We start from the raw sequence: 19,250 nt of genomic DNA, 5'->3' as shown, positions 1-19,250 counted from the left end.
ACGAACGCCGCCACCGCCCCCCGTCAGCACGGCCGCCGGCAACGGGGTCGCGCCGCGGCCGGCCAAAGCCGCCACTCCCCCGCCGGCGGAGGGCGACGAGCTGCAGACGCTGCGCGGCGCCGCGGCTGCCGTCGTCAAGAACATGTCGGCGTCGCTGGACGTGCCGACGGCGACCAGCGTTCGCGCCGTCCCCGCCAAGCTGATGATCGACAACCGGATCGTCATCAACAACCAGCTCAAGCGCACCCGCGGCGGCAAGATCTCGTTCACCCACCTGCTGGGCTACGCGCTGGTGCAGGCGATCAAGAAGTTCCCGAACATGAATCGGCACTACGCCGAGATCGACGGCAAGCCGACCGCCGTCACACCAGCCCATACCAATCTGGGCCTGGCCATCGACCTGCAGGGCAAGGACGGCAAGCGTTCCCTGGTGGTCGCCGGCATCAAGGGCTGCGAAACCATGCGGTTCGCGCAGTTCGTCACCGCCTACGAAGACATCGTGCGGCGCGCCCGCGATGGCAAGCTGACCGCCGAAGACTTTGCGGGCGTGACCATTTCGCTGACCAACCCGGGCACCATCGGCACGGTGCACTCGGTGCCGCGGCTGATGAACGGCCAGGGCGCCATCATCGGCGTGGGCGCCATGGAGTACCCCGCGGAGTTCCAGGGCGCCAGCGAGGAACGCATCGCCGAGTTGGGCATCGGCAAGCTGATCACGCTGACCTCGACCTACGACCACCGCATCATCCAGGGCGCGGAGTCCGGCGACTTCCTGCGCACCATCCACGAGATGCTGCTGTCGGACGCGTTCTGGGACGAGATCTTCCGGGAGCTGGGCAACCCGTACCTGCCGGTGCGCTGGAGCACCGACAACCCGGATTCGATCGTCGACAAGAACGCCCGGGTGATGGAGTTGATTGCGGCCTACCGCAATCGCGGCCACCTGATGGCCGACATCGACCCGCTGCGGCTGGACGGCAGCCGATTCCGCAGCCACCCCGACCTCGAGATCCTCAACCACGGCCTGACGCTGTGGGACCTGGACCGGGTCTTCAAAGTCAACGGGTTCGCCGGTTGCGAATACAAGAAACTGCGCGACGTGCTGGGCCTGCTGCGCGACGCCTACTGCCGCCACATCGGCGTCGAGTACACCCACATCCTCGATCCCGCACAGCAGGAATGGTTACAGCAGCGGGTCGAGACCAAGCACGTCAAACCGACGGTGGCCGAGCAGAAGTTCATCTTGAGCAAGCTGAACGCGGCCGAGGCATTCGAAACCTTCCTGCAAACCAAATATGTTGGGCAGAAACGGTTTTCGCTGGAGGGTGCGGAAAGCATCATTCCGATGATGGACGCGGCGATCGACCAGTGCGCCGAGCACGGGCTCGACGAGGTGGTCATCGGTATGCCGCACCGCGGCCGGCTCAACGTGCTGGCCAACATCGTCGGCAAGCCGTACTCCCAGATCTTCTCCGAGTTCGAGGGCAACCTCAACCCGGCGCAGGCGCACGGCTCCGGGGACGTCAAGTATCACCTGGGCGCCACCGGCGTGTACCTACAAATGTTCGGCGACAACGACATTCAGGTGTCGCTGACCGCCAACCCGTCGCACCTGGAAGCCGTCGACCCGGTGCTGGAGGGTCTGGTGCGCGCCAAGCAGGACCTGCTGGACCACGGCGCCGAGGACCAAGGGGACGAAAAGGCGTTCTCGGTGGTGCCGATGATGCTGCACGGCGACGCCGCGTTCGCCGGCCAGGGCGTGGTCGCCGAGACCCTGAACCTGACCCACCTGCCCGGCTACCGCGTCGGTGGCACCATCCACATCATCGCCAACAACCAGATCGGCTTCACCACCGCGCCGGAGTATTCGCGGTCCAGCGAGTACTGCACCGACGTCGCGAAGATGATCGGGGCGCCCATCTTCCACGTCAACGGTGACGACCCGGAGGCGTGCGCGTGGGTGGCCAAGCTGGCCGTCGACTTCCGGCAGGAGTTCAAGAAGGACGTCGTCATCGACATGCTGTGCTACCGCAAGCGCGGCCACAACGAGGGTGACGACCCGTCGATGACCAACCCCGCGATGTACGACGTCGTCGACATCAAGCGCGGGGTGCGCAAGAGCTACACCGAAGCCCTGATCGGCCGCGGCGACATCTCGATGAAGGAAGCCGAGGACGCGCTGCGCGACTACCAGGGCCAGCTGGAGCGGGTGTTCAACGAGGTCCGCGAGCTGGAGAAACACGGCGCGCTGCCCAGCGAATCGGTCGAGGCCGACCAGATGCTGCCGGCGGGGCTGGCCACCGCGGTGGACAAGGCGCTGCTGGCCCGCATCGGTGACGCGTTCCTGGCGCTCCCCGACGGCTTCACCGCTCACCCGCGCGTGCAGCCGGTGCTGGAGAAGCGCCGCGAGATGGCCTACGAGGGCAAGATCGACTGGGCCTTCGGCGAACTGCTGGCGCTGGGCTCGCTGGTGGCCGAGGGCAAGTTGGTGCGGCTGTCGGGGCAGGACACCCGCCGCGGCACCTTCTCCCAGCGGCACTCGGTGATCATCGACCGCAACACCGGCGCGGAGTTCACGCCGCTCAAGCTGCTGGCGACCAACGCCGATGGCACCCCGACCGGCGGCAAGTTCCTGGTCTACGACTCGCCGCTGTCGGAGTACGCCGCCGTCGGCTTCGAGTACGGCTACACGGTGGGCAATCCGGATGCCCTGGTGTTGTGGGAGGCGCAGTTCGGGGACTTCGTCAACGGCGCGCAGTCGATCATCGACGAGTTCATCAGCTCCGGTGAGGCCAAGTGGGGCCAGCTGTCCAACGTCGTGCTGCTGCTGCCGCACGGCCACGAGGGTCAGGGCCCCGACCACACCTCGGGCCGCATCGAGCGCTTCCTGCAGCTGTGGGCAGAGGGCTCGATGACGATCGCGGTGCCCTCGACGCCGTCCAACTACTTCCACCTGTTGCGGCGGCACGCGCTCGACGGCGTGCAGCGTCCGCTGATCGTGTTCACCCCGAAGTCGATGCTGCGCAACAAGGCGGCGGTCAGCGACGTCAGGGACTTCACCGAGATCAAGTTCCGCTCGGTGCTCGAAGAGCCGACCTACGAGGACGGCATCGGCGACCGCAGCAAGGTCACCCGGGTCCTGCTGACCAGCGGCAAGCTCTACTACGAGTTGGTGGCCCGCAAGGCCAAGGACAGCCGTGACGACGTGGCGATCGTGCGGATCGAGCAACTGGCCCCGCTGCCCAAACGCCGGCTGGGCGAAACGCTGGACCGCTACCCCAACGTGCAGCAGTACTTCTGGGTCCAGGAGGAGCCGGCCAACCAGGGCGCCTGGCCGCGGTTCGGGCTGGAGCTGCCCGAGCTGCTGCCCGACAAGCTGACCGGGCTCAAGCGCATCTCGCGCCGGGCGATGTCGGCGCCGTCGTCGGGCTCATCGAAGGTGCACGCCGTCGAGCAGCAGGAGATCCTCGACACGGCCTTCGCCTGACGGGCTTCGGCCACCCGCGGGTATCAGGGACCGCTGGTACCGGCTAGCCTCGACGCAAACGTGCCGAGAAGGAAGGGTGCTCATGCAAGGGTTCGCCGGCAAGGTCGCGGTGGTGACGGGCGCGGGTTCGGGTATCGGGCAGGCGCTCGCCCTGGAACTGGCCCGCTCGGGGGCGAAGGTGGCGATCAGCGACGTCGACCTCGAGGGTCTAGGCCAGACCGAGGAGCAGCTGAAGGCGATCGGCGCGGCCTTCAAGTCGGATCGGCTCGACGTGACCGAGCGTGAGGCCTTCCTGGCCTACGCCGACGCGGTCAAGGAGCACTTCGGCAAGGTCAACCAGGTCTACAACAACGCCGGCATCGCCTTCACCGGCGACGTGGAGGTCAGCCAGTTCAAGGACATCGAGCGGGTGATGGACGTCGACTTCTGGGGTGTCGTCAACGGCACCAAGGCGTTCCTGCCGCACCTGATCGCCTCCGGCGACGGGCACGTCGTCAACGTGTCCAGCGTGTTCGGGCTCTTCGCGGTGCCCGGGCAGGCGGCCTACAACTCCGCGAAGTTCGCCGTGCGGGGTTTCACCGAGGCGCTGCGCCAGGAGATGGCGGCGGCCGGCCACCCGGTGGCGGTCACCACGGTGCATCCCGGCGGCATCAAGACGGCGATCGCCCGCAACGCCACCGCGGCCGAGGGCCTCGACCCCGAGCAACTGGCCAAGCTGTTCGACAAGCGGCTCGCCAGGACCACCCCGCAGCGCGCCGCCACGATCATCCTCGACGCGGTCCGCAAGAAGAAGGCGCGGGTTCTGGTCGGCACGGACGCCAAACTCCTGGACGTGATGGTGCGGTTGGCGGGCCCGTATTACCAGCAGCTCTTCGGCCCCGTGATGGGCCGGCTGATGCCCAAGCAGTGATCGATCTCTCAGTGTCGAGGGCCGCTGATTCAGCGTTTCGCCCTGCTGTAGCCAGCATCGCTGGTAACGATTAGCGTCAAGCGGTCAAGCCTGGTCAAGGGAGTTTGCATGGATACGTTCGCCGGCAAGGTCGCCGTGGTCACGGGGGCGGGTTCCGGTATCGGCCAGGCGTTGGCGGTCGAGCTGGGCCGGGCGGGTGCCAAGGTGGCGATCAGCGACGTCGACACCGAGGGACTGGCGAAGACCGCCGAACAGCTGGCGGCGATCGGCGCGGCCTTCAAGTCGGATCGGCTCGACGTGACCGAACGCGGAGCCTTCCTGGCCTACGCCGACGCCGTCAACGAGCACTTCGGTCAGGTCAACCAGATCTACAACAACGCCGGCATCACCTTCATCGGTTCCATCGAGGACAGCCGGTTCAAGGACATCGAGCGGGTGATCGACGTCGACTTCTGGGGTGTGGTCAACGGCACGAAGGCCTTCCTGCCCCACCTGATCGCCTCCGGCGACGGGCACGTCATCAACATCTCGAGCGCGCTGGGCCTGTTCTCGGCGCCCGGCCAGGCGGCCTACGTCTCGGCGAAGTTCGCCGTCCGCGGTTTCACCGAGGCGCTGCACCAGGAGATGGCGCACGCCGGTCACCCGGTGCGGGTGACGACGGTGCATCCGGGCGGCATCAAGACCGCGTTCGCCCGCAACGCGACCGGTGTCGAGGGCCTCGACCACGCCGAGTTGGCCACCGTGTTCGAGGAGCAGCAGGCCAAGACCACCCCGCAGCGAGCCGCCCAGCTCATCCTCGACGGCGTGCGCAAGAACAAGGCGCGGGTGCTGGTCGGTCCGGACGTCAAGGCGATGGACCTGCTGGTGCGGCTTGCCGGACCGAACTACGAGCGACTGGTCGGCGGCCCCGTGATGAGCCGGGTCCGGGACTTCGTCACCCGGTTGCTGCCCAAGCGCTGACTGGCGACTATCCGCGGCCGAGCGGGTGTTCGGCCAGCCAGCCGCCCGCCACCGCCTGCGGGTCGGCACCGGCGCGCACCTGGCGGCGCATCTCGACCAGGGCGGCGGTGTCCAGCACGCCGGCCACCTCGTTGATCGCCAGCAACTGTCGTTCGCTGAGCGCGTTGCGTCGATACAGCGGCACCACGTTCTCCGCGCGGATCAGTGCGGGCTTGCCGTCGGCCAGCGCGATCAGGTCGCCGGGAGCGCCGGGGTCGGCCGTAGTGGTCCACCCCGCGGTCAGCTGACCGGCCCGAATAGCGGCGAACATCGTTGCGCCATCGGGATATTCACGCGGCGCGGCGAGCCGGCAGGGGCCGATGGTCGACGGTTCCCGGTGTCCGCCCACGGTGCCGACGACGAGGCCGTCGCAGTGGCGCGGCAGCGTGGCCAGGTCCGCGCTGACATCGCTGCCGCCCCAGGCCTTGGCGGTGGGCTGGCTCACCACCAACACGGGCTTGTCCTCCGCCGCGGTGGTGTAGTCGCCCGCCGCGACGCCCTCGGGCAGCGCGGCGATCATCGCGCGGTAGACGTCCTTGTCCGACATCGCCGTCGCGCCGGGTTGCAGCGCTTGCAGCACGCGGCCGGTGAAGGCGGGAACGACGGTGACTGCGCCCGAATCCAATTGGGACTTCGGGTCGGCGGTCGGCTGGAAGCGCGCACCGAATCCGTAGGACCGCAAGGCGGCGACGTAGACGCCGGCCAGCAGCGCCGAGTCGGGGTCGGGCCGGGAACCGACCACCACTTCGGTGCGGGCGCGACGGTCACCGGTGTCGGTCGCACAACCGGCGACGGCGAGTACGGCGGCGAGCAGCGGCACCGCCAGCCTGCCGATTCTCACCCCGCGGCGACGGCCGTGTCTGCGGCTTCCGTGGCCAGTGCCACCGCGGTGGCGACCGCGTCGCCGACCCGGGTGTCCAGCGGGCTGGGGACGATCCGGTCGAGCGCCAGGTCGTCGCTGACGACGGAGAAGATCGCCTCGGCCGCGGCGACCATCATCTTTTCGGTGATCCGGCGGGCGCCGGCGTCCAGCGCGCCGCGGAACACCCCGGGGAAGGCCAGCACGTTGTTGATCTGGTTCGGGAAATCGCTGCGGCCGGTGGCGACCACCGAGGCGTACTTGGCGGCGATCTGCGGGTGGATCTCGGGGTCGGGGTTGGACAGCGCGAACACGATCCCGCCCGGCGCCATGGTGGCGATCATCTCTTCGGGCACCACGCCCCCCGACAATCCGAGGAACACGTCGGCGTCCCGGACGGCTTCGGCCAGGCTGCCGGTCAGGCCGGCGGGGTTGGTGCGCTGCGCCAGCGCCACCTTGACGTCGTTCATGTCGTCGCGACCCGGATGCAGGATCCCGCGCGAGTCGAGCACGGTGATGTCCGAAACACCCATCACCATAAGGAGATTGGTGCACGCGACACCGGCCGCGCCGGCCCCGGAGACCACCACCTTCAGCGAGGTCATGTCGCGGCCGAGCAGCTTGCTGGCACCCATCAGCGCGGCCAGCACCACGATCGCCGTGCCGTGCTGGTCGTCGTGCATCACCGGGCAGTCCAGCGCCTCGATGAGGCGACGCTCGATGTCGAAGCAGCGCGGGGCGGAGATGTCCTCGAGGTTGACGGCGCCGAACGTCGGGCGCAGCCGCACCAGGGTTTCCACGATCTCGTCGGGATCCTTGGTGTCCAGCACGATCGGGATGGCGTTGAGCCCGCCGTACGCCTGGAACAGGGCGCACTTGCCTTCCATCACCGGCAGCGACGCGGCGGGCCCGATGTCACCGAGGCCCAGCACCGCGCTGCCGTCGCTGACCACGGCCACCAGCCGGTTCGCCCAGGTGTAGCGGGCCGCCTGAGTGTGGTCGGCGGCGATCGCCCGGCTGACCTGTGCGACGCCGGGCGTGTAGGCGATCGACAACGCGCGCTGGGTGTCCAGAGGCGACGTGAGGCCTACCGAAAGCTTGCCGCCTACGTGTGCCTCGAAGATCTCCGCGTCGGTGATCACGCCCTGCTCGGCGTGCGTCTGTATCGATTCAAGCAATTCGGACACGCGCTTCAGGGTACTGACTACCCATTAGTAGGCCTAATTGGTGATGTGGGTCATACAAGGACGACCCAGACCACGCTAAATCAGCTTCAGTTCGGTGACGGCGCTGCGTTCGTCGACCAGCTCGGCGGTGGTCTTGTCGATGCGGCCGCGGGAGAACTCGTCGATCTCCAGCCCCTGCACGATCGACCAGTTGCCGTCCTTGGTGGTCACCGGGAACGACGACACGATCCCTTCGGGCACGCCGTAGGAGCCGTCGGAGTACACCGCCATCGACACCCAGTCACCCTCCGGGCTGCCCAGCAGCCAGGAGCGGGCGGCGTCCACGGTCGCCGAAGCGGCCGAGGCGGCCGAGGACGCGCCGCGCGCGTCGATGATGGCCGCGCCGCGCTTGGCGACGGTCGGGATGAAGTCGTTCTCGATCCAGTTCTGGTCGTTGACGACTTCGGCCGCGTTCTTGCCGCCGACCTCGGCGTGGAAGATGTCGGGGTACTGGGTGGCCGAGTGGTTACCCCAGATGGTCACCTTCTTGATGTCGGTCACCGCGGCGCCGGTCTTCTTGGCCAGCTGCGAGATCGCCCGGTTGTGGTCCAGGCGGGTCAGCGCGGAGAACCGCTCCTTGGGGATGTCGGGGGCGTTGCTCAGCGCGATCAGCGCGTTGGTGTTGGCCGGGTTGCCGGTCACGCCGATGCGGACGTCGTCGGCGGCGACGGAGTTGAGCGCCTTGCCCTGCGCGGTGAAGATCGCGCCGTTGGCCTCGAGCAGGTCGCTGCGCTCCATGCCCGGGCCGCGCGGCCGCGCGCCGACCAGCAGGGCCAGGTTGACGCCGTCGAAGATCTTGTTCGCGTCCGCTCCGATCTCCACGTTGGACAGCAACGGGAACGCGCAGTCGTCGAGCTCCATCACGACGCCCTCGAGCGCCTTGAGCGCGGGCTCGATCTCAAGGAGTCGCAGCTCGATCGGGCGGTCGGGGCCCAGCAACGAGCCGCTCGCCAGGCGGAACAACAGGCTGTAGCCGATCTGGCCGGCGGCGCCGGTGACAGCGACCTTGAGAGGACTTGCGCTCACTTCGATGTACTCCTTGTGGAGAAGTTCGTGCAGATTCGGGTTTCGGCTCGAAACTAGCGCACTCTCCTCGGCCGCCGATCTCCGGTCCACTACCAGGGCTTTCCCGACACCTGATCGTCGCGCTTTGAACAGCCGGGACGCGTAGCATGGAGCACCGCCTGAGTCGGACCTGCGCTTGGTGGGAGGTGGATGTGTTCCAAGGTTTTGACGCACTGCCCGAAGCGCTGCGCCCGCTGGCGCACGAACCGCAACCGAAGCCGACCCCGGCCCCCGAGCCGCCCACGCAGACGCTGGTCGACTGCGCCGTCTACGCCGACGGCGAGCGGTTGCCGGGCAAGCTCGGCTACGCGGCCGCGCTGGACAAGGTGCGCGAGATCGAAACGCAGGGGCAGGAGGGATTCGTCTGGGTCGGCCTGCGCGAGCCCAGCCAGTCCGAGATGCAGGAAGTGGCCGACGTGTTCGGGCTGCACCCGCTGGCGGTGGAAGACGCGGTGTGCGCCCATCAGCGGCCCAAGGTGGAGCGCTACGACGACACCCTGTTCCTCGTGCTCAAGACCGTCAACTATGTCCCGCACGAATCGGTGGTGCTGGCCCGCGAGATCGTCGAGACCGGCGAGATCATGGTCTTCGTCGGCAGGGATTTCGTGGTCACGGTCCGCCACGGCGAACACGGCGGACTGTCCGAGGTGCGCAAGCGGATGGACGGCGACCCCGAGCAGATGCGGCTGGGCCCCTACGCGGTGATGCACGCGATCGCCGACCACGTGGTGGACCACTACCTCGAGGTGAGCAGTTTGATGCTGTCCGACATCGACGGCATCGAAGGGCTGGCGTTCGCGCCCGGCAGCAAGATCGACGTCGAACCGATCTATTTGCTCAAGCGCGAAGTGGTCGAACTGCGCCGGTGCGTCAATCCGTTGTCGGCCGCGTTCCATCGCATCCAGATGGACAACAAGGACGTCATCTCCAAAGAGGTGCGCCGCTACCTGCGCGACGTCGCCGACCATCACTCCGAGGCCGCCGACCAGATCGCCAGCTACGACGACATGCTCAACTCGCTGATCCAGGCGGCGCTGGCCCGGGTCGGGATGCAGCAGAACAACGACATGCGCAAGATGGCGGCCTGGGCCGGTATCTTGGCGGTGCCCACCATGGTCGCCGCCATCTACGGGATGAACTTCCATTTCATGCCGGAGCTGAACTGGACCTGGGGGTACCCGGGGATCATGGCCGTGATGACCGTCGCCTGCGTGGGACTGTACTTCCAGTTCCGGCGCAACAATTGGCTCTAGCGCGGCGCGGGCTCGTCAACCGGGTTGTGCGGCAGGGCGATTCGGGTCCAGCACGTCGACGCCGTCGTTGTCCCACGCTTGGCGCATCGCCTCGGCTCCCTTGAGCCGCACCCAGGCGGCTTCGGTCGCGGTGATCGGGGTCGCCGACAGGAACTGCACGGGGTCGCGGGGCGGATCCAGCGGCAGATCGCCAATCTCGCTGCGGCCCAACAGCACCGCGGTGAACGGCACCCGCGCCGACGGGGACGTCCACAGCGGCGTGCCGAGATCGACCAGCGCGTCGGCGCACAGCACCACACCGTCGACGGCCGGTGCCGCGGCCAGGATGGCCAGGCTGCGCGCGATGCCGGTGATCGGCCCGGGATCGCGCAGCTGCAGCACGATCTCGGCCCGCGGTCCGCGCAACGGGTCGGCGATATCCAGCGTCGGTTCGGTCATCGGGTGGCGGGAGCAGCCCAGGGTGACGTAGTGCACCGTGGTGTCCGGCTCGCGGAAACGCAGCACCTCGATGGTCTCGGTGCCCAGGAATGTCACGCTGGCCGCATCGGGCTCGGCGTCGCTGAAGTGCGCCCGTAGATGCGCGCGCACGCGATCCCCATGCTGTGTCACGGCGCCCCGGCCGGTGCGATGGTCAGATTGGCGCCGGTGTCCGCATCGAAGACCGCCAGCTTGCCGGTGTCCAACGCCAATTCGATCGACTGCCCGATGGCCGCCGTCGATTCGGCGGGAACCCTTGCCACGAACTGATTTTCGTGAGCATCCGATTCGGCGGCCAATTCGTCCAACTGGGCGGAATGCGCCGCCCACGCCGCGGTGGAGAAGTAGACGTACTTGTCCGCACCCAGCGACTCGACCAGGTCGACCTTCACCTCGAAGGTCAGCGCCCTGATGCGCTGATAGCCGTCGATCAGCGCGGCGTCGGACAGGTGCTCGGGTCGCACCCCGACGATGACGTTCGCGGGCTGCGGATGCCGGGCGATCACGTCTTGGATTTCCGGGGTCAGCATGACCTCGCCGAACGGCAGTTTGAGTCCAACGGGCACCAGCGTGGCGGGAAAGAAGTTCATTGCGGGCGAGCCGATGAACCCGGCGACGAACAGGTTGGCGGGGTGCTCGTACAGCTCGTCCGGCGTGCCGATTTGTTGCGCGACACCGGAATGCATCACCACCACACGATCGCCCAGCGTCATGGCCTCGGTCTGGTCGTGGGTGACGTAGACGGTCGTGGTGCCCAGCCGTTTCTGCAGCCTGGCGATCTCGCCGCGCATCTGCACCCGAAGCTTCGCGTCCAGGTTCGACAGCGGCTCGTCCATCAGGAACGCCTTGGGATGACGCACGATGGCCCGGCCCATCGCCACCCGCTGACGCTGCCCACCCGACAACTGCGACGGCTTGCGATCCAGAAGTTCGGTCAGGTCAAGGGTTTTCGCCGTCTCCTCGACCTTCTGTGCGATCTCGGACTTCTTCATCTTGGCCAGCGTCAGCGGAAAGGCGATGTTCTGCCGCACCGTCATGTGCGGGTACAGCGCGTAGGACTGGAACACCATCGCGATGTCGCGGTCCTTGGGCGCCCTCTCGTTCACCCGTTCTCCGCCGATGCGCAGCTCACCGGATGAGATGTCTTCAAGCCCGGCAATCATATTCAGAGTCGTCGTCTTGCCGCAGCCCGACGGGCCCACCAGGATCAGGAATTCGCCGTCGGCGATCGTGAGATTCAGGTCGTGCACCGCCGTCGCGCCGTCCGGGTAACTCTTGCTGACATGATCCAGCACAATCTCGGCCATCGAGTTATCCCTTCACAGCGCCAGAGGTCAGCCCGGCGACGATTCGTCGTTGGAAGATTAGAACAAAAACGATGATGGGTACGGTGATCACCACGGCGCCGGCCGCGATCGACCCGGTCGGCTCCTCGAACTGTGAACTGCCGCTGAAGTTCACGATCGCCACCGGCGCGGTGATGGCCGCCTTGGTGGCGGTCAGGGTCAACGCCAGCAGCAGATCGTTCCAGGCGAAGATGAACACCAGGATCGCCGCCGTCACCACCCCGGGGGCGGCGAGCGGCACGATCACCTTGCGGAACGCCTGAGCCGGTGTCGCGCCGTCCATTGTCGCCGCCTTCTCCAGATCCCAGGGGATCTCGCGGAAGAAGGCGGACAACGTGTAGATCGCGAGCGGCAGCCCGAACGTGATGTACGGCAGGATCAACCCGGGCCACGTGTCGAACAAGCCCACGAAGCGTTCGATGTTGAACAACGGAGTCACCAGCGAGATCGCGGGGAACATGGTGATCAACAGAGTGGCGCCCACCAGCACTCGCTTGCCCGGAAAGTCCAGCCGGGCAATCGCGTACGCCGCCATGGCACCGAGCACCACGGCGATCGCGGTGGTGATCAAGGCGATTCCGACGGAGTTGATCAGCGCCGAGGAGAAGAAGTCACCGCGAAAGATGCCGCGATAGTTGTCCAGCGATATCGACGACGGAATCAGCTTGCCGTCCTTGATCGTTGAGCTCGGCTTGAGCGACAGGCTGAAGATCCACAGCACGGGCAGCAGCGCATACACCGCTACCAGGGTGTCGATGACGGCCCAGACCGCGGTGCGCCGCGCGCCGATCGACAGGCCCGCCCGGTCAGCGGCCATCGACATCACCCCCGGGGGCCGCCGCGCCGAACACCTTGATGAACAGCAACGCGATGAGACCCACACATCCGAAGATCAGCACGCTGATCGCCGACCCGAGCCCGAGGTTGAAGCCCTTGAACAGGTTGTCGTAGCCCAGCATCGACACCGATCCGGTGTTGTTGGCGCCGTTGGTGATCACGTAGATGTTGTCGAAAATGCGGAACGCGTCCAGCGTCCGGAACAACAGCGCGACCACCACCGCCGGCTTGATGATTGGCAGGGTGACCCTGGTCAGCCGCCGCCACGGGCCGGCGCCGTCGACCTGGGCGGCCTTCAGCAGATCCTCGGGGACCAGCGCCAAACCGGCCAGCAACAACAACGACATGAAAGGTGTTGTCTTCCATACCTCGGCGACGATGACGATCGCCAGCGACGGGATCTGGTCGGTCAGCGGTGCGCTGCCCCGCGGTAGCAGGTTGGCCAGATAACCGGTCCCCGGCGTCCACGCGTAATACCAGCTGTAGGACGCGACCGCGGTGACGATGCCGTACGGGATCAGGACCGCGGTGCGCACCAGGCCTTTGCCGATCACGGTGCGGTGCATCACCAGTGCCAGCGCCAGCCCCAGCACGAATTCGATGCAGACCGAGACCACCGTGATGGCCAGGGTCACCGCCAGCGCGGTCCACCAGTAGCGGTCGGTCAGGACCGTCACGTAATTGTTCAGGCCGACGAACGCGGTGTCGTTGGGGACGGCAAGGTTGTTGCGCTGCAAGCTCAACCACACGGCGTACCCGATCGGATACGCCGTCACCAGCAGCATCAGAACCCCCGCCGGGGCGACCAGAAGAAACGCCAATCTGCGTTCCGAGGGCCGGCCCCGCCGCGTCACCGAAGACGCTGGCGCGGTGCGGGATTCGGAGACCGCGGCGGTCACGGCAGCAGTCCCTTCCCGTCGATCGCCTTCTGCACCTGAGCGCTGAGTTCGTCGGCGGTGCGTTCGGGGTCGATCTGGGCGATCGGGCTCAGCGTCGCGGCGAGCCGAATCGCCACACCCTGGTAAGCCGGCGTCGCCGGGCGCACCGCGGCGTCGGTGAGTTGCCGGCGGATGATGGTGTACATCGGATATTTGGCCTGGAATTGCGAGTCCGAATACAGCGACGCGCGCACCGGCGGCAACCCACCTTCGATCGCAACATGCTTCTGGTGCACCAGATTTCGTAAGCAGCGGATCGCTTCGAAGGCTTCGGCGCGATGACGCGAGGTGCTGGCCACCGCCAGGTTCGCCCCGCCGATCGTCACCTTGGCCGGCCGGCCCGGTGCGACACCGGGATACGGCGCGAACCCGAACACCTTCTGGCTGGCCTCATACGCGATCCGGAATTGTTCGTCATCGGGCACGAAGGTGCCGGTGTCGTTGATGCTGCCGGCCAGCATGGGATTCCGGTTGAGCGGCAGGAAGGGCACCCCGCCCTTGACCGCGTTCTCCAGCAGGGATGCCAGTGCGTACGGCCAGTTGACGGCGAGCGCGGCCCGGCCTTGTTCGACCGCCAAGCGCGCGGTGCTCTCGTCGGTCCGGCTGATCGAGGGATCGGCTCCGGGCGCGACGGCCACCGACTTGAGCACCCGCAGCGCAGCGACGGTGGCCGCCCGGTGCGCGGGCGTGTCGGTCAGCGTGACCCGGCGGCCGTCCTCGGAGAGCACCTGACCGCCCCCGCTCGCCAGCAGTGTGTTGAACCAGACCACCAGACCTTCGCCCTCGTTGGCCTGCACGCCGATCCAGCTGGGCTGTCCCGTGGCGTGCAACCTGCCGGCCTCGGACACCATGGCGTCCCAGGTACGCGGCGGCTGGGGCACCAGATCAGGCCGGTACCACAGCAATTCGGTGTTGGTCGTGACGGGAGCGCCGTACAGCTTGCCCCGCCAGCGCGCTGTCGCCAGCGGGCCCGGCAGGGTGTCCACCGTGGCGTCGGACTCGGCGCGCCCCTCGGGATCGTCGGACAGCGGCAACGCCCAACCCGCTTCGGCGAACTCGGCCGTCCACACCACGTCCAGCGACATCACGTCCAGCGTCCGGTCGCGACCGGTGAGCCGTCGCGCCAGCTGCAGACGCTGTTCGCCGGGGGCGCGGGGCAGGCTGATCTGCTGGATGGCGAAGCGGCCATCGAATTGCCTCGTGCAGTCCTGGGCGACCGTCGTGAAGGTCGCGCTGTCGGCGGCCGTGGTGTAGAAGCTGATGACGACACCATGGCTACCGGGACCGCACGCCGATACCGCCGTGGCGATGACCACCGTCGCGAGCGCGATCGCGCCTATCCGGCGCGCCCGCCCGCGACGAATCACCAATTCACACCTCTCGCGCGCGGCTCAGATCGCCAAGCGCGCCAACAGATCCCGCGCCTTTTCTGCGTTCTGCGGATCACAGAGCACGTCGTAGCGGCCGGCTACCAGCTGCATGGTCGAACTGAAATCCCTGGTACCGCGGGCCATCGAATACGGAACAGCGGACGTGATCAACCCGAAGAACACACCGGCGACCAGACCCGTGGCCAGCGCCCCCCACGGGTTCGGGCTGAAGAAGCCCAGCACCAGGCCGATGAACAGGCCCAGCCACGCCCCACTGAGCACGCCGCCGCCGAGCACCTTCGGCCACGTCAGCCTGCCGGTGACCCGCTCCACCTGCATCAGGTCGACGCCGACGATGGTCACCTGCTGCACGGGGAACTGCTGGTCGGACAGGTAGTCCACGGCGCGCTGCGCCTCGGCGTAGGTGGGGTAGGACCCGACCGGCCAGCCCCGCGGCGGCGTCGGGAGGCCGGGCGCCCCGCGGCGCCCCGCCGCGCCCGCAGGCGTCGCGCCGGGAACCTGCCCGGGCTGGAAAGGATTAGTCATCGCCGCTCATTGTCCTCCGCCTCGGCCATGGTTTCATCTCAGGGCTTCTTCACCCTATCGACGTTTGGTCACCTGCGGAAACGCCATGCGTTCGGCGGCGCCAACCCGCCCCGGCGGCGCGACGGGCCGGGGATTTCGCTCCGGTGCGCCCCGAAAGCGGTGCGGCATCCGCGTTGATCCGGCGGCGATTCGCGGCGGCACCCACCACCTGCGCATGGGTTAGGTTGAACACCATGACAGCTCCCGGGGGTGGCTTCGACGAGGGCGCCCACGACGACAAGGCCGGCTCGGCGCCGGCCGACGGCGGACGCCCGGAGCAGCCTGAACCGACCGCGCCCTGGGAGCCGCCCGCCGCGCCGCCCGAAGCGGCACCGCCGCCGTACCCCGGGCCGGGTTACTCGTCCGACTATTCATCCGGGTATGCGCCGTCCTACCCGCCGCCCGTTCCTCCCCCACCCGGATACGAGCAACCGCCCGGTTATGCCGGCCCGGCCTATCCGCCCCCGGCCTTCGGCGGCCCACCCACCTACGGCCCGCCCGCATATCCGGGCGGCTATTACCCGACGCCGGACTACCAGGGCGGCTATGGACCTACGGCAGCGCAGCCCGGGACGAACGGGCTGGCGATCGCCTCGCTCGTCGCCTCCTTCACGGGCCTGCTGTGCTGCCTCGGCTCGATCGTTGCCATGGTGCTGGGCGCGATCGCACTGGATCAGATCAAGCGGACCCGTCAGGACGGCTTCGGCCTGGCGGTCGCCGGCATCGTCATCGGAATCGCCACGCTGCTGGTGACTTTTGTGATCGTGCTCTTCGCGATGCGCACGCATTAGTCAAGCGCGCCGGGGCCGGGCTGTCTGCCATGAGACCCGCGGCTGCCTAGGCTCTACTTCCATGGGATCGGTCAACAGGGTGTACATCGCGCGCCTGTCGCGCATGCTGGTGCTGGGCCCGCTCGGTGAATCCGTCGGCCGGGTGCGCGATGTCGTCATCAGCATCAGCATCGTGCGCCAGCAACCGCGCGTGCTGGGGTTGGTCGTCGACCTGGCCACGCGGCGCAGCATCTTCATCCCGATCTTGCGGGTCGCCTCCATCGAGCCCAACGCCGTGACGCTGAGTACCGGCAACGTCTCCTTGCGCCATTTCGTGCAGCGGCCCGGCGAGGTGCTGGCGATCGGCCAGGTGCTCGACACCGTCGTCAAGGTCAACGATCCCGAGTTGCCGGAACTGGCCGGGCTGGACGTGGTGGTCACCGACCTGGGAATCGAGCAGACCCGAACGCGGGACTGGATGATCAGCCGGGTCGCCGTGCGCAGCCAGCGCCGGCTGGGGCGGCGCGGCCCCGTGCACGTCGTCGACTGGCACAACGTGCAGGGCTTGACCCCGTCGGCCCTGGCGCTGCCGGGCCAAGGCGTGGCTCAGCTGCTGGATCAGTTCGAGGGCCGCAAACCCGTCGACGTTGCCGACGCCATCCGCGGGCTACCGGCCAAGCGCCGCTACGAGGTGCTCAAGGCGCTCAACGACGACCGGCTGGCCGACATCCTGCAGGAGCTGCCCGAGTTGGATCAGGCCGACGTGCTGTCGCAGCTGGGCACCGAGCGTTCCGCCGACGTGCTCGAGGAGATGGATCCCGACGACGCGGCCGACCTTCTGGGCGTGCTGAATCCGACCGACGCCGAGATGCTGCTGACGCGGATGGATCCCGGGGATTCCGCCACGGTGCGACGGCTGCTCACCCACTCGCCCGACACCGCGGGCGGGCTGATGACCTCGGACCCGGTGGTGCTGACGCCGGACACCTCGGTCGCCGAGGCGCTGGCCCGCGTCCGCGACCCCGACCTGTCCGCCGCGCTGTCGTCCATGGTGTTTGTGGTGCGTCCGCCCACGGCCACCCCCACCGGCCGCTACCTGGGGTGTGTGGCGCTGCAGCGCCTGCTGCGCGAGCCGCCGGCCGAGCTGGTCGGCGGGATCGTCGACAGCGACCTGCTGACGCTGACGCCCGAGACACCGCTGGTCTCGGTGACCCGCTACCTCGCCGCCTACAACCTGGTGTGCGGGCCCGTCGTCGACGACCAGAACCATCTGGTGGGGGCGGTCACCGTCGACGACCTGCTCGATCACCTGCTGCCGCACGACTGGCGGGTGGACATGCAAGACCTCGACACCGCAGGCCGCCTCGAAGGACTGGGAGGATCCGCGTGAGCAAGTCCACCGCTCCGCGAGGCCTCTACACCCCGCGGACATCGCGCAGGTACTCGCCGCGGCTGGATCCCGAAACCGTCGGACAGTTCACCGAGTCGATCGCCCGCTTCTTCGGCACCGGCCGGTACCTCCTGCTGCAGACGATCGTGGTCTTCGTGTGGATCGCGCTGAACCTGTTCGCCGTGGGACTGCGCTGGGATCCCTACCCGTTCATCCTGCTGAACCTGGCCTTCTCGACCCAGGCCGCCTACGCGGCGCCGCTGATCCTGCTGGCCCAGAACCGTCAGGAGAACCGGGATCGGGTGGCGCTCGAAGACGACCGCCGTCGGGCGGCGCAGACCAAGGCCGACACCGAGTACCTGGCCCGCGAACTGGCCGCGGTGCGGCTGGCCGTGGGCGAGGTGGCGACCCGTGAATACCTGCGCCACGAGCTCGATGACCTGCGCGAACTCCTGGCAAACCTGCAGCCGGGCACCGCGGATGCCGAGCCGGTTCAGGGCGGCGACGGCCTCGATCGAACGGCTAAGAAATCCAGGTGAGAACCGTTTGCACCATTGCGCCACTCGTGTCACAAGAGTTATGTATGGTGATCTGGTTCACCGAGCTAACAGAAAGTGGACCCAGCTCACATAACTAGGACGGTCGAGTGCGCATTGGGGGAAGCCGGGGTGAAAGCCCCGCCGCCGCGACTGTGCGGCAGCGAGCACTTCGGAACACGCGCAAGCCGATTTTCGGCGTGGCAATGATTACTCCACTGGTTTTCGCGGGGGCGGTCAGCGCAACGGCCCCCTCGCTTCCGATGCGAATGCCCCCGGTCCACGCCGCCGTCACCCCGGTGGCCGCCGTGTCCCCGACTTTCCCCGACCTCACCGGGCCCGCCGTCGTCGCGATCGACCGCGGTCCCACGCTCTTTCACGTCGCCGAGCCCGCGTTGTCGGCTCCGCCGCCCGCGATGATCGTGAATGCGCCTGGCGCCCTTGGCATTCCAAGTATCGCGCTGGCCGCCTACCGCAGCGCGGAACAGAAGATGGCCGTCGCCGTCCCCGGCTGCGGCGTCAGCTGGAACCTGTTGGCGGGGATCGGGCGCATCGAATCGGGGCACGCGGGCGGCGGCGCGGTGGACGCGCGCGGCACCGCGATCACCCCGATTTACGGCCCGTCCCTGGACGGCACGCTGCCCGGCAACGAAACCATCATCCAAAGCAGCGCCGGAAACCGGGTCACCTACGCCCGCGCGATGGGACCGATGCAGTTCCTGCCGGGGACCTGGGCCCGCTACGCCTCCGACGGCAAGGGCGACGGCGTGGCGGATCCGCAGAACATCTTCGACGCAACGCTGGCGGCCGCCCGGTATCTGTGCAGCGGCGGACTCAACCTGCGCGATCAGTCGCAGGTCTTGACCGCGATCCTGCGCTACAACAACTCGATGCCCTACGCGCAGAACGTGTTGGGCTGGGCGGCGGCCTACGCCACGGGCGTCGTGCCGGTCGACCTGCCGCCGATGACGGGTCCACCGCCGCCGCTGGGCGACGCGCACCTCGAGCACCCCGAAGGGCTCGGGCCCAACCTGCCGATGAACATCAACGGCCTGCCGCTCGACGACCCGCTCGCTCGCGTCCCGCTGATCGATTTGAGCAGCCCGGCGCTCGGCAGTCCCCAGCCGATGTTCCCGTGGATGACGCCCACGCCCCAGCAGGCCCCGGCTCAGATCCCCGGCTGCACGGTGATCTGCATCAGC

The 19,250-nt window shown here is 67.9% G+C and carries 17 protein-coding genes; 8 read left to right on the top strand and 9 right to left on the bottom strand.

Annotated elements, in window-relative coordinates:
- From DQP57_RS23420 to DQP57_RS23410, 3 genes are all read left to right on the top strand, one after another.
- A partial coding sequence (locus DQP57_RS23420) for a multifunctional oxoglutarate decarboxylase/oxoglutarate dehydrogenase thiamine pyrophosphate-binding subunit/dihydrolipoyllysine-residue succinyltransferase subunit (protein ID WP_205869214.1) occupies positions 1-3,487 on the top strand: 3,487 nt, incomplete at its 5' end.
- Positions 3,488-3,569: 82 nt separating this feature from the next.
- Positions 3,570-4,397, top strand: coding sequence for an SDR family NAD(P)-dependent oxidoreductase (locus DQP57_RS23415; protein WP_112635008.1), 828 nt, complete (start codon positions 3,570-3,572; stop codon positions 4,395-4,397).
- A 108-nt stretch (positions 4,398-4,505) separates the two neighbouring features.
- Positions 4,506-5,357 carry an SDR family NAD(P)-dependent oxidoreductase gene (locus DQP57_RS23410; protein ID WP_112635007.1) on the top strand — a complete coding sequence of 284 codons (852 nt, stop codon included), beginning with the start codon at positions 4,506-4,508 and terminating at the stop codon, positions 5,355-5,357.
- A 7-nt stretch (positions 5,358-5,364) separates the two neighbouring features.
- On the opposite strand, the gene DQP57_RS23405 is transcribed toward DQP57_RS23410, so the two are convergent.
- The 3 genes from DQP57_RS23405 to DQP57_RS23395 form a co-directional block, all read right to left on the bottom strand.
- Positions 5,365-6,237: a glycine betaine ABC transporter substrate-binding protein gene (locus DQP57_RS23405; RefSeq protein ID WP_112635006.1), complete on the bottom strand. Its 873-nt coding sequence runs from the start codon at positions 6,235-6,237 to the stop codon at positions 5,365-5,367.
- The gene (locus tag DQP57_RS23400) at positions 6,234-7,442 is read right to left on the bottom strand and encodes an NAD(P)-dependent malic enzyme (RefSeq protein ID WP_112635005.1); all 1,209 of its coding nucleotides are present in this window, start codon (positions 7,440-7,442) and stop codon (positions 6,234-6,236) included. Before DQP57_RS23400 ends, DQP57_RS23405 begins: the two co-directional genes overlap by 4 nt.
- 75 nt (positions 7,443-7,517) lie before the next feature.
- Entirely contained in the window at positions 7,518-8,507 is a 990-nt protein-coding gene (locus DQP57_RS23395; RefSeq protein ID WP_112635004.1) for a malate dehydrogenase, read from the bottom strand.
- 191 nt (positions 8,508-8,698) lie between these two features.
- Here DQP57_RS23395 and corA point away from each other — a divergent pair, with 191 nt between their 5' ends.
- The gene (gene corA / locus DQP57_RS23390) at positions 8,699-9,799 is read left to right on the top strand and encodes a magnesium/cobalt transporter CorA (protein ID WP_112635011.1); all 1,101 of its coding nucleotides are present in this window, start codon (positions 8,699-8,701) and stop codon (positions 9,797-9,799) included.
- A gap of 15 nt (positions 9,800-9,814) precedes the next feature.
- On the opposite strand, the gene DQP57_RS23385 is transcribed toward corA, so the two are convergent.
- From DQP57_RS23385 to DQP57_RS23360, 6 genes are read right to left on the bottom strand one after another with little or no spacing between them, the layout of a single operon-like run.
- A complete protein-coding gene (locus DQP57_RS23385; RefSeq protein ID WP_112635003.1) occupies positions 9,815-10,408 on the bottom strand; it encodes a suppressor of fused domain protein in 594 nt (197 codons plus the stop codon).
- A complete protein-coding gene (locus tag DQP57_RS23380; RefSeq protein WP_112635002.1) occupies positions 10,405-11,583 on the bottom strand; it encodes an ABC transporter ATP-binding protein in 1,179 nt (392 codons plus the stop codon). Before DQP57_RS23380 ends, DQP57_RS23385 begins: the two co-directional genes overlap by 4 nt.
- A gap of 4 nt (positions 11,584-11,587) precedes the next feature.
- Positions 11,588-12,412 carry a carbohydrate ABC transporter permease gene (locus DQP57_RS23375; protein WP_165821887.1) on the bottom strand — a complete coding sequence of 275 codons (825 nt, stop codon included), beginning with the start codon at positions 12,410-12,412 and terminating at the stop codon, positions 11,588-11,590.
- Between the two features lie 16 nt (positions 12,413-12,428).
- The gene (locus tag DQP57_RS23370; RefSeq protein ID WP_430920060.1) at positions 12,429-13,358 is read right to left on the bottom strand and encodes a carbohydrate ABC transporter permease; all 930 of its coding nucleotides are present in this window, start codon (positions 13,356-13,358) and stop codon (positions 12,429-12,431) included.
- Positions 13,355-14,767, bottom strand: coding sequence for an extracellular solute-binding protein (locus tag DQP57_RS23365; RefSeq protein WP_112635001.1), 1,413 nt, complete (start codon positions 14,765-14,767; stop codon positions 13,355-13,357). Before DQP57_RS23365 ends, DQP57_RS23370 begins: the two co-directional genes overlap by 4 nt.
- Positions 14,768-14,788: 21 nt before the next feature.
- Entirely contained in the window at positions 14,789-15,313 is a 525-nt protein-coding gene (locus tag DQP57_RS23360; protein WP_066880302.1) for a general stress protein, read from the bottom strand.
- A 233-nt stretch (positions 15,314-15,546) separates the two neighbouring features.
- On the opposite strand from DQP57_RS23360, the gene DQP57_RS23355 reads away from it, so the two are divergent.
- The 4 genes from DQP57_RS23355 to DQP57_RS23340 all read left to right on the top strand — a co-directional run.
- Positions 15,547-16,143 carry a DUF4190 domain-containing protein gene (locus DQP57_RS23355; protein WP_112635000.1) on the top strand — a complete coding sequence of 199 codons (597 nt, stop codon included), beginning with the start codon at positions 15,547-15,549 and terminating at the stop codon, positions 16,141-16,143.
- Positions 16,144-16,204: 61 nt separating this feature from the next.
- Positions 16,205-17,512: a magnesium transporter MgtE N-terminal domain-containing protein gene (locus DQP57_RS23350; RefSeq protein WP_112634999.1), complete on the top strand. Its 1,308-nt coding sequence runs from the start codon at positions 16,205-16,207 to the stop codon at positions 17,510-17,512.
- Positions 17,509-18,051, top strand: coding sequence for a DUF1003 domain-containing protein (locus tag DQP57_RS23345; RefSeq protein ID WP_112634998.1), 543 nt, complete (start codon positions 17,509-17,511; stop codon positions 18,049-18,051). Before DQP57_RS23350 ends, DQP57_RS23345 begins: the two co-directional genes overlap by 4 nt.
- 107 nt (positions 18,052-18,158) lie before the next feature.
- A partial coding sequence (locus DQP57_RS23340) for a lytic transglycosylase domain-containing protein (RefSeq protein ID WP_205869213.1) occupies positions 18,159-19,250 on the top strand: 1,092 nt, incomplete at its 3' end.

The sequence above is a fragment of the Mycobacterium colombiense genome, assembly GCF_003284935.1.
In the GTDB taxonomy this organism is placed as follows: domain Bacteria; phylum Actinomycetota; class Actinomycetes; order Mycobacteriales; family Mycobacteriaceae; genus Mycobacterium; species Mycobacterium arosiense_A.
This window is presented reverse-complemented; position numbering and strand designations above follow the sequence as displayed.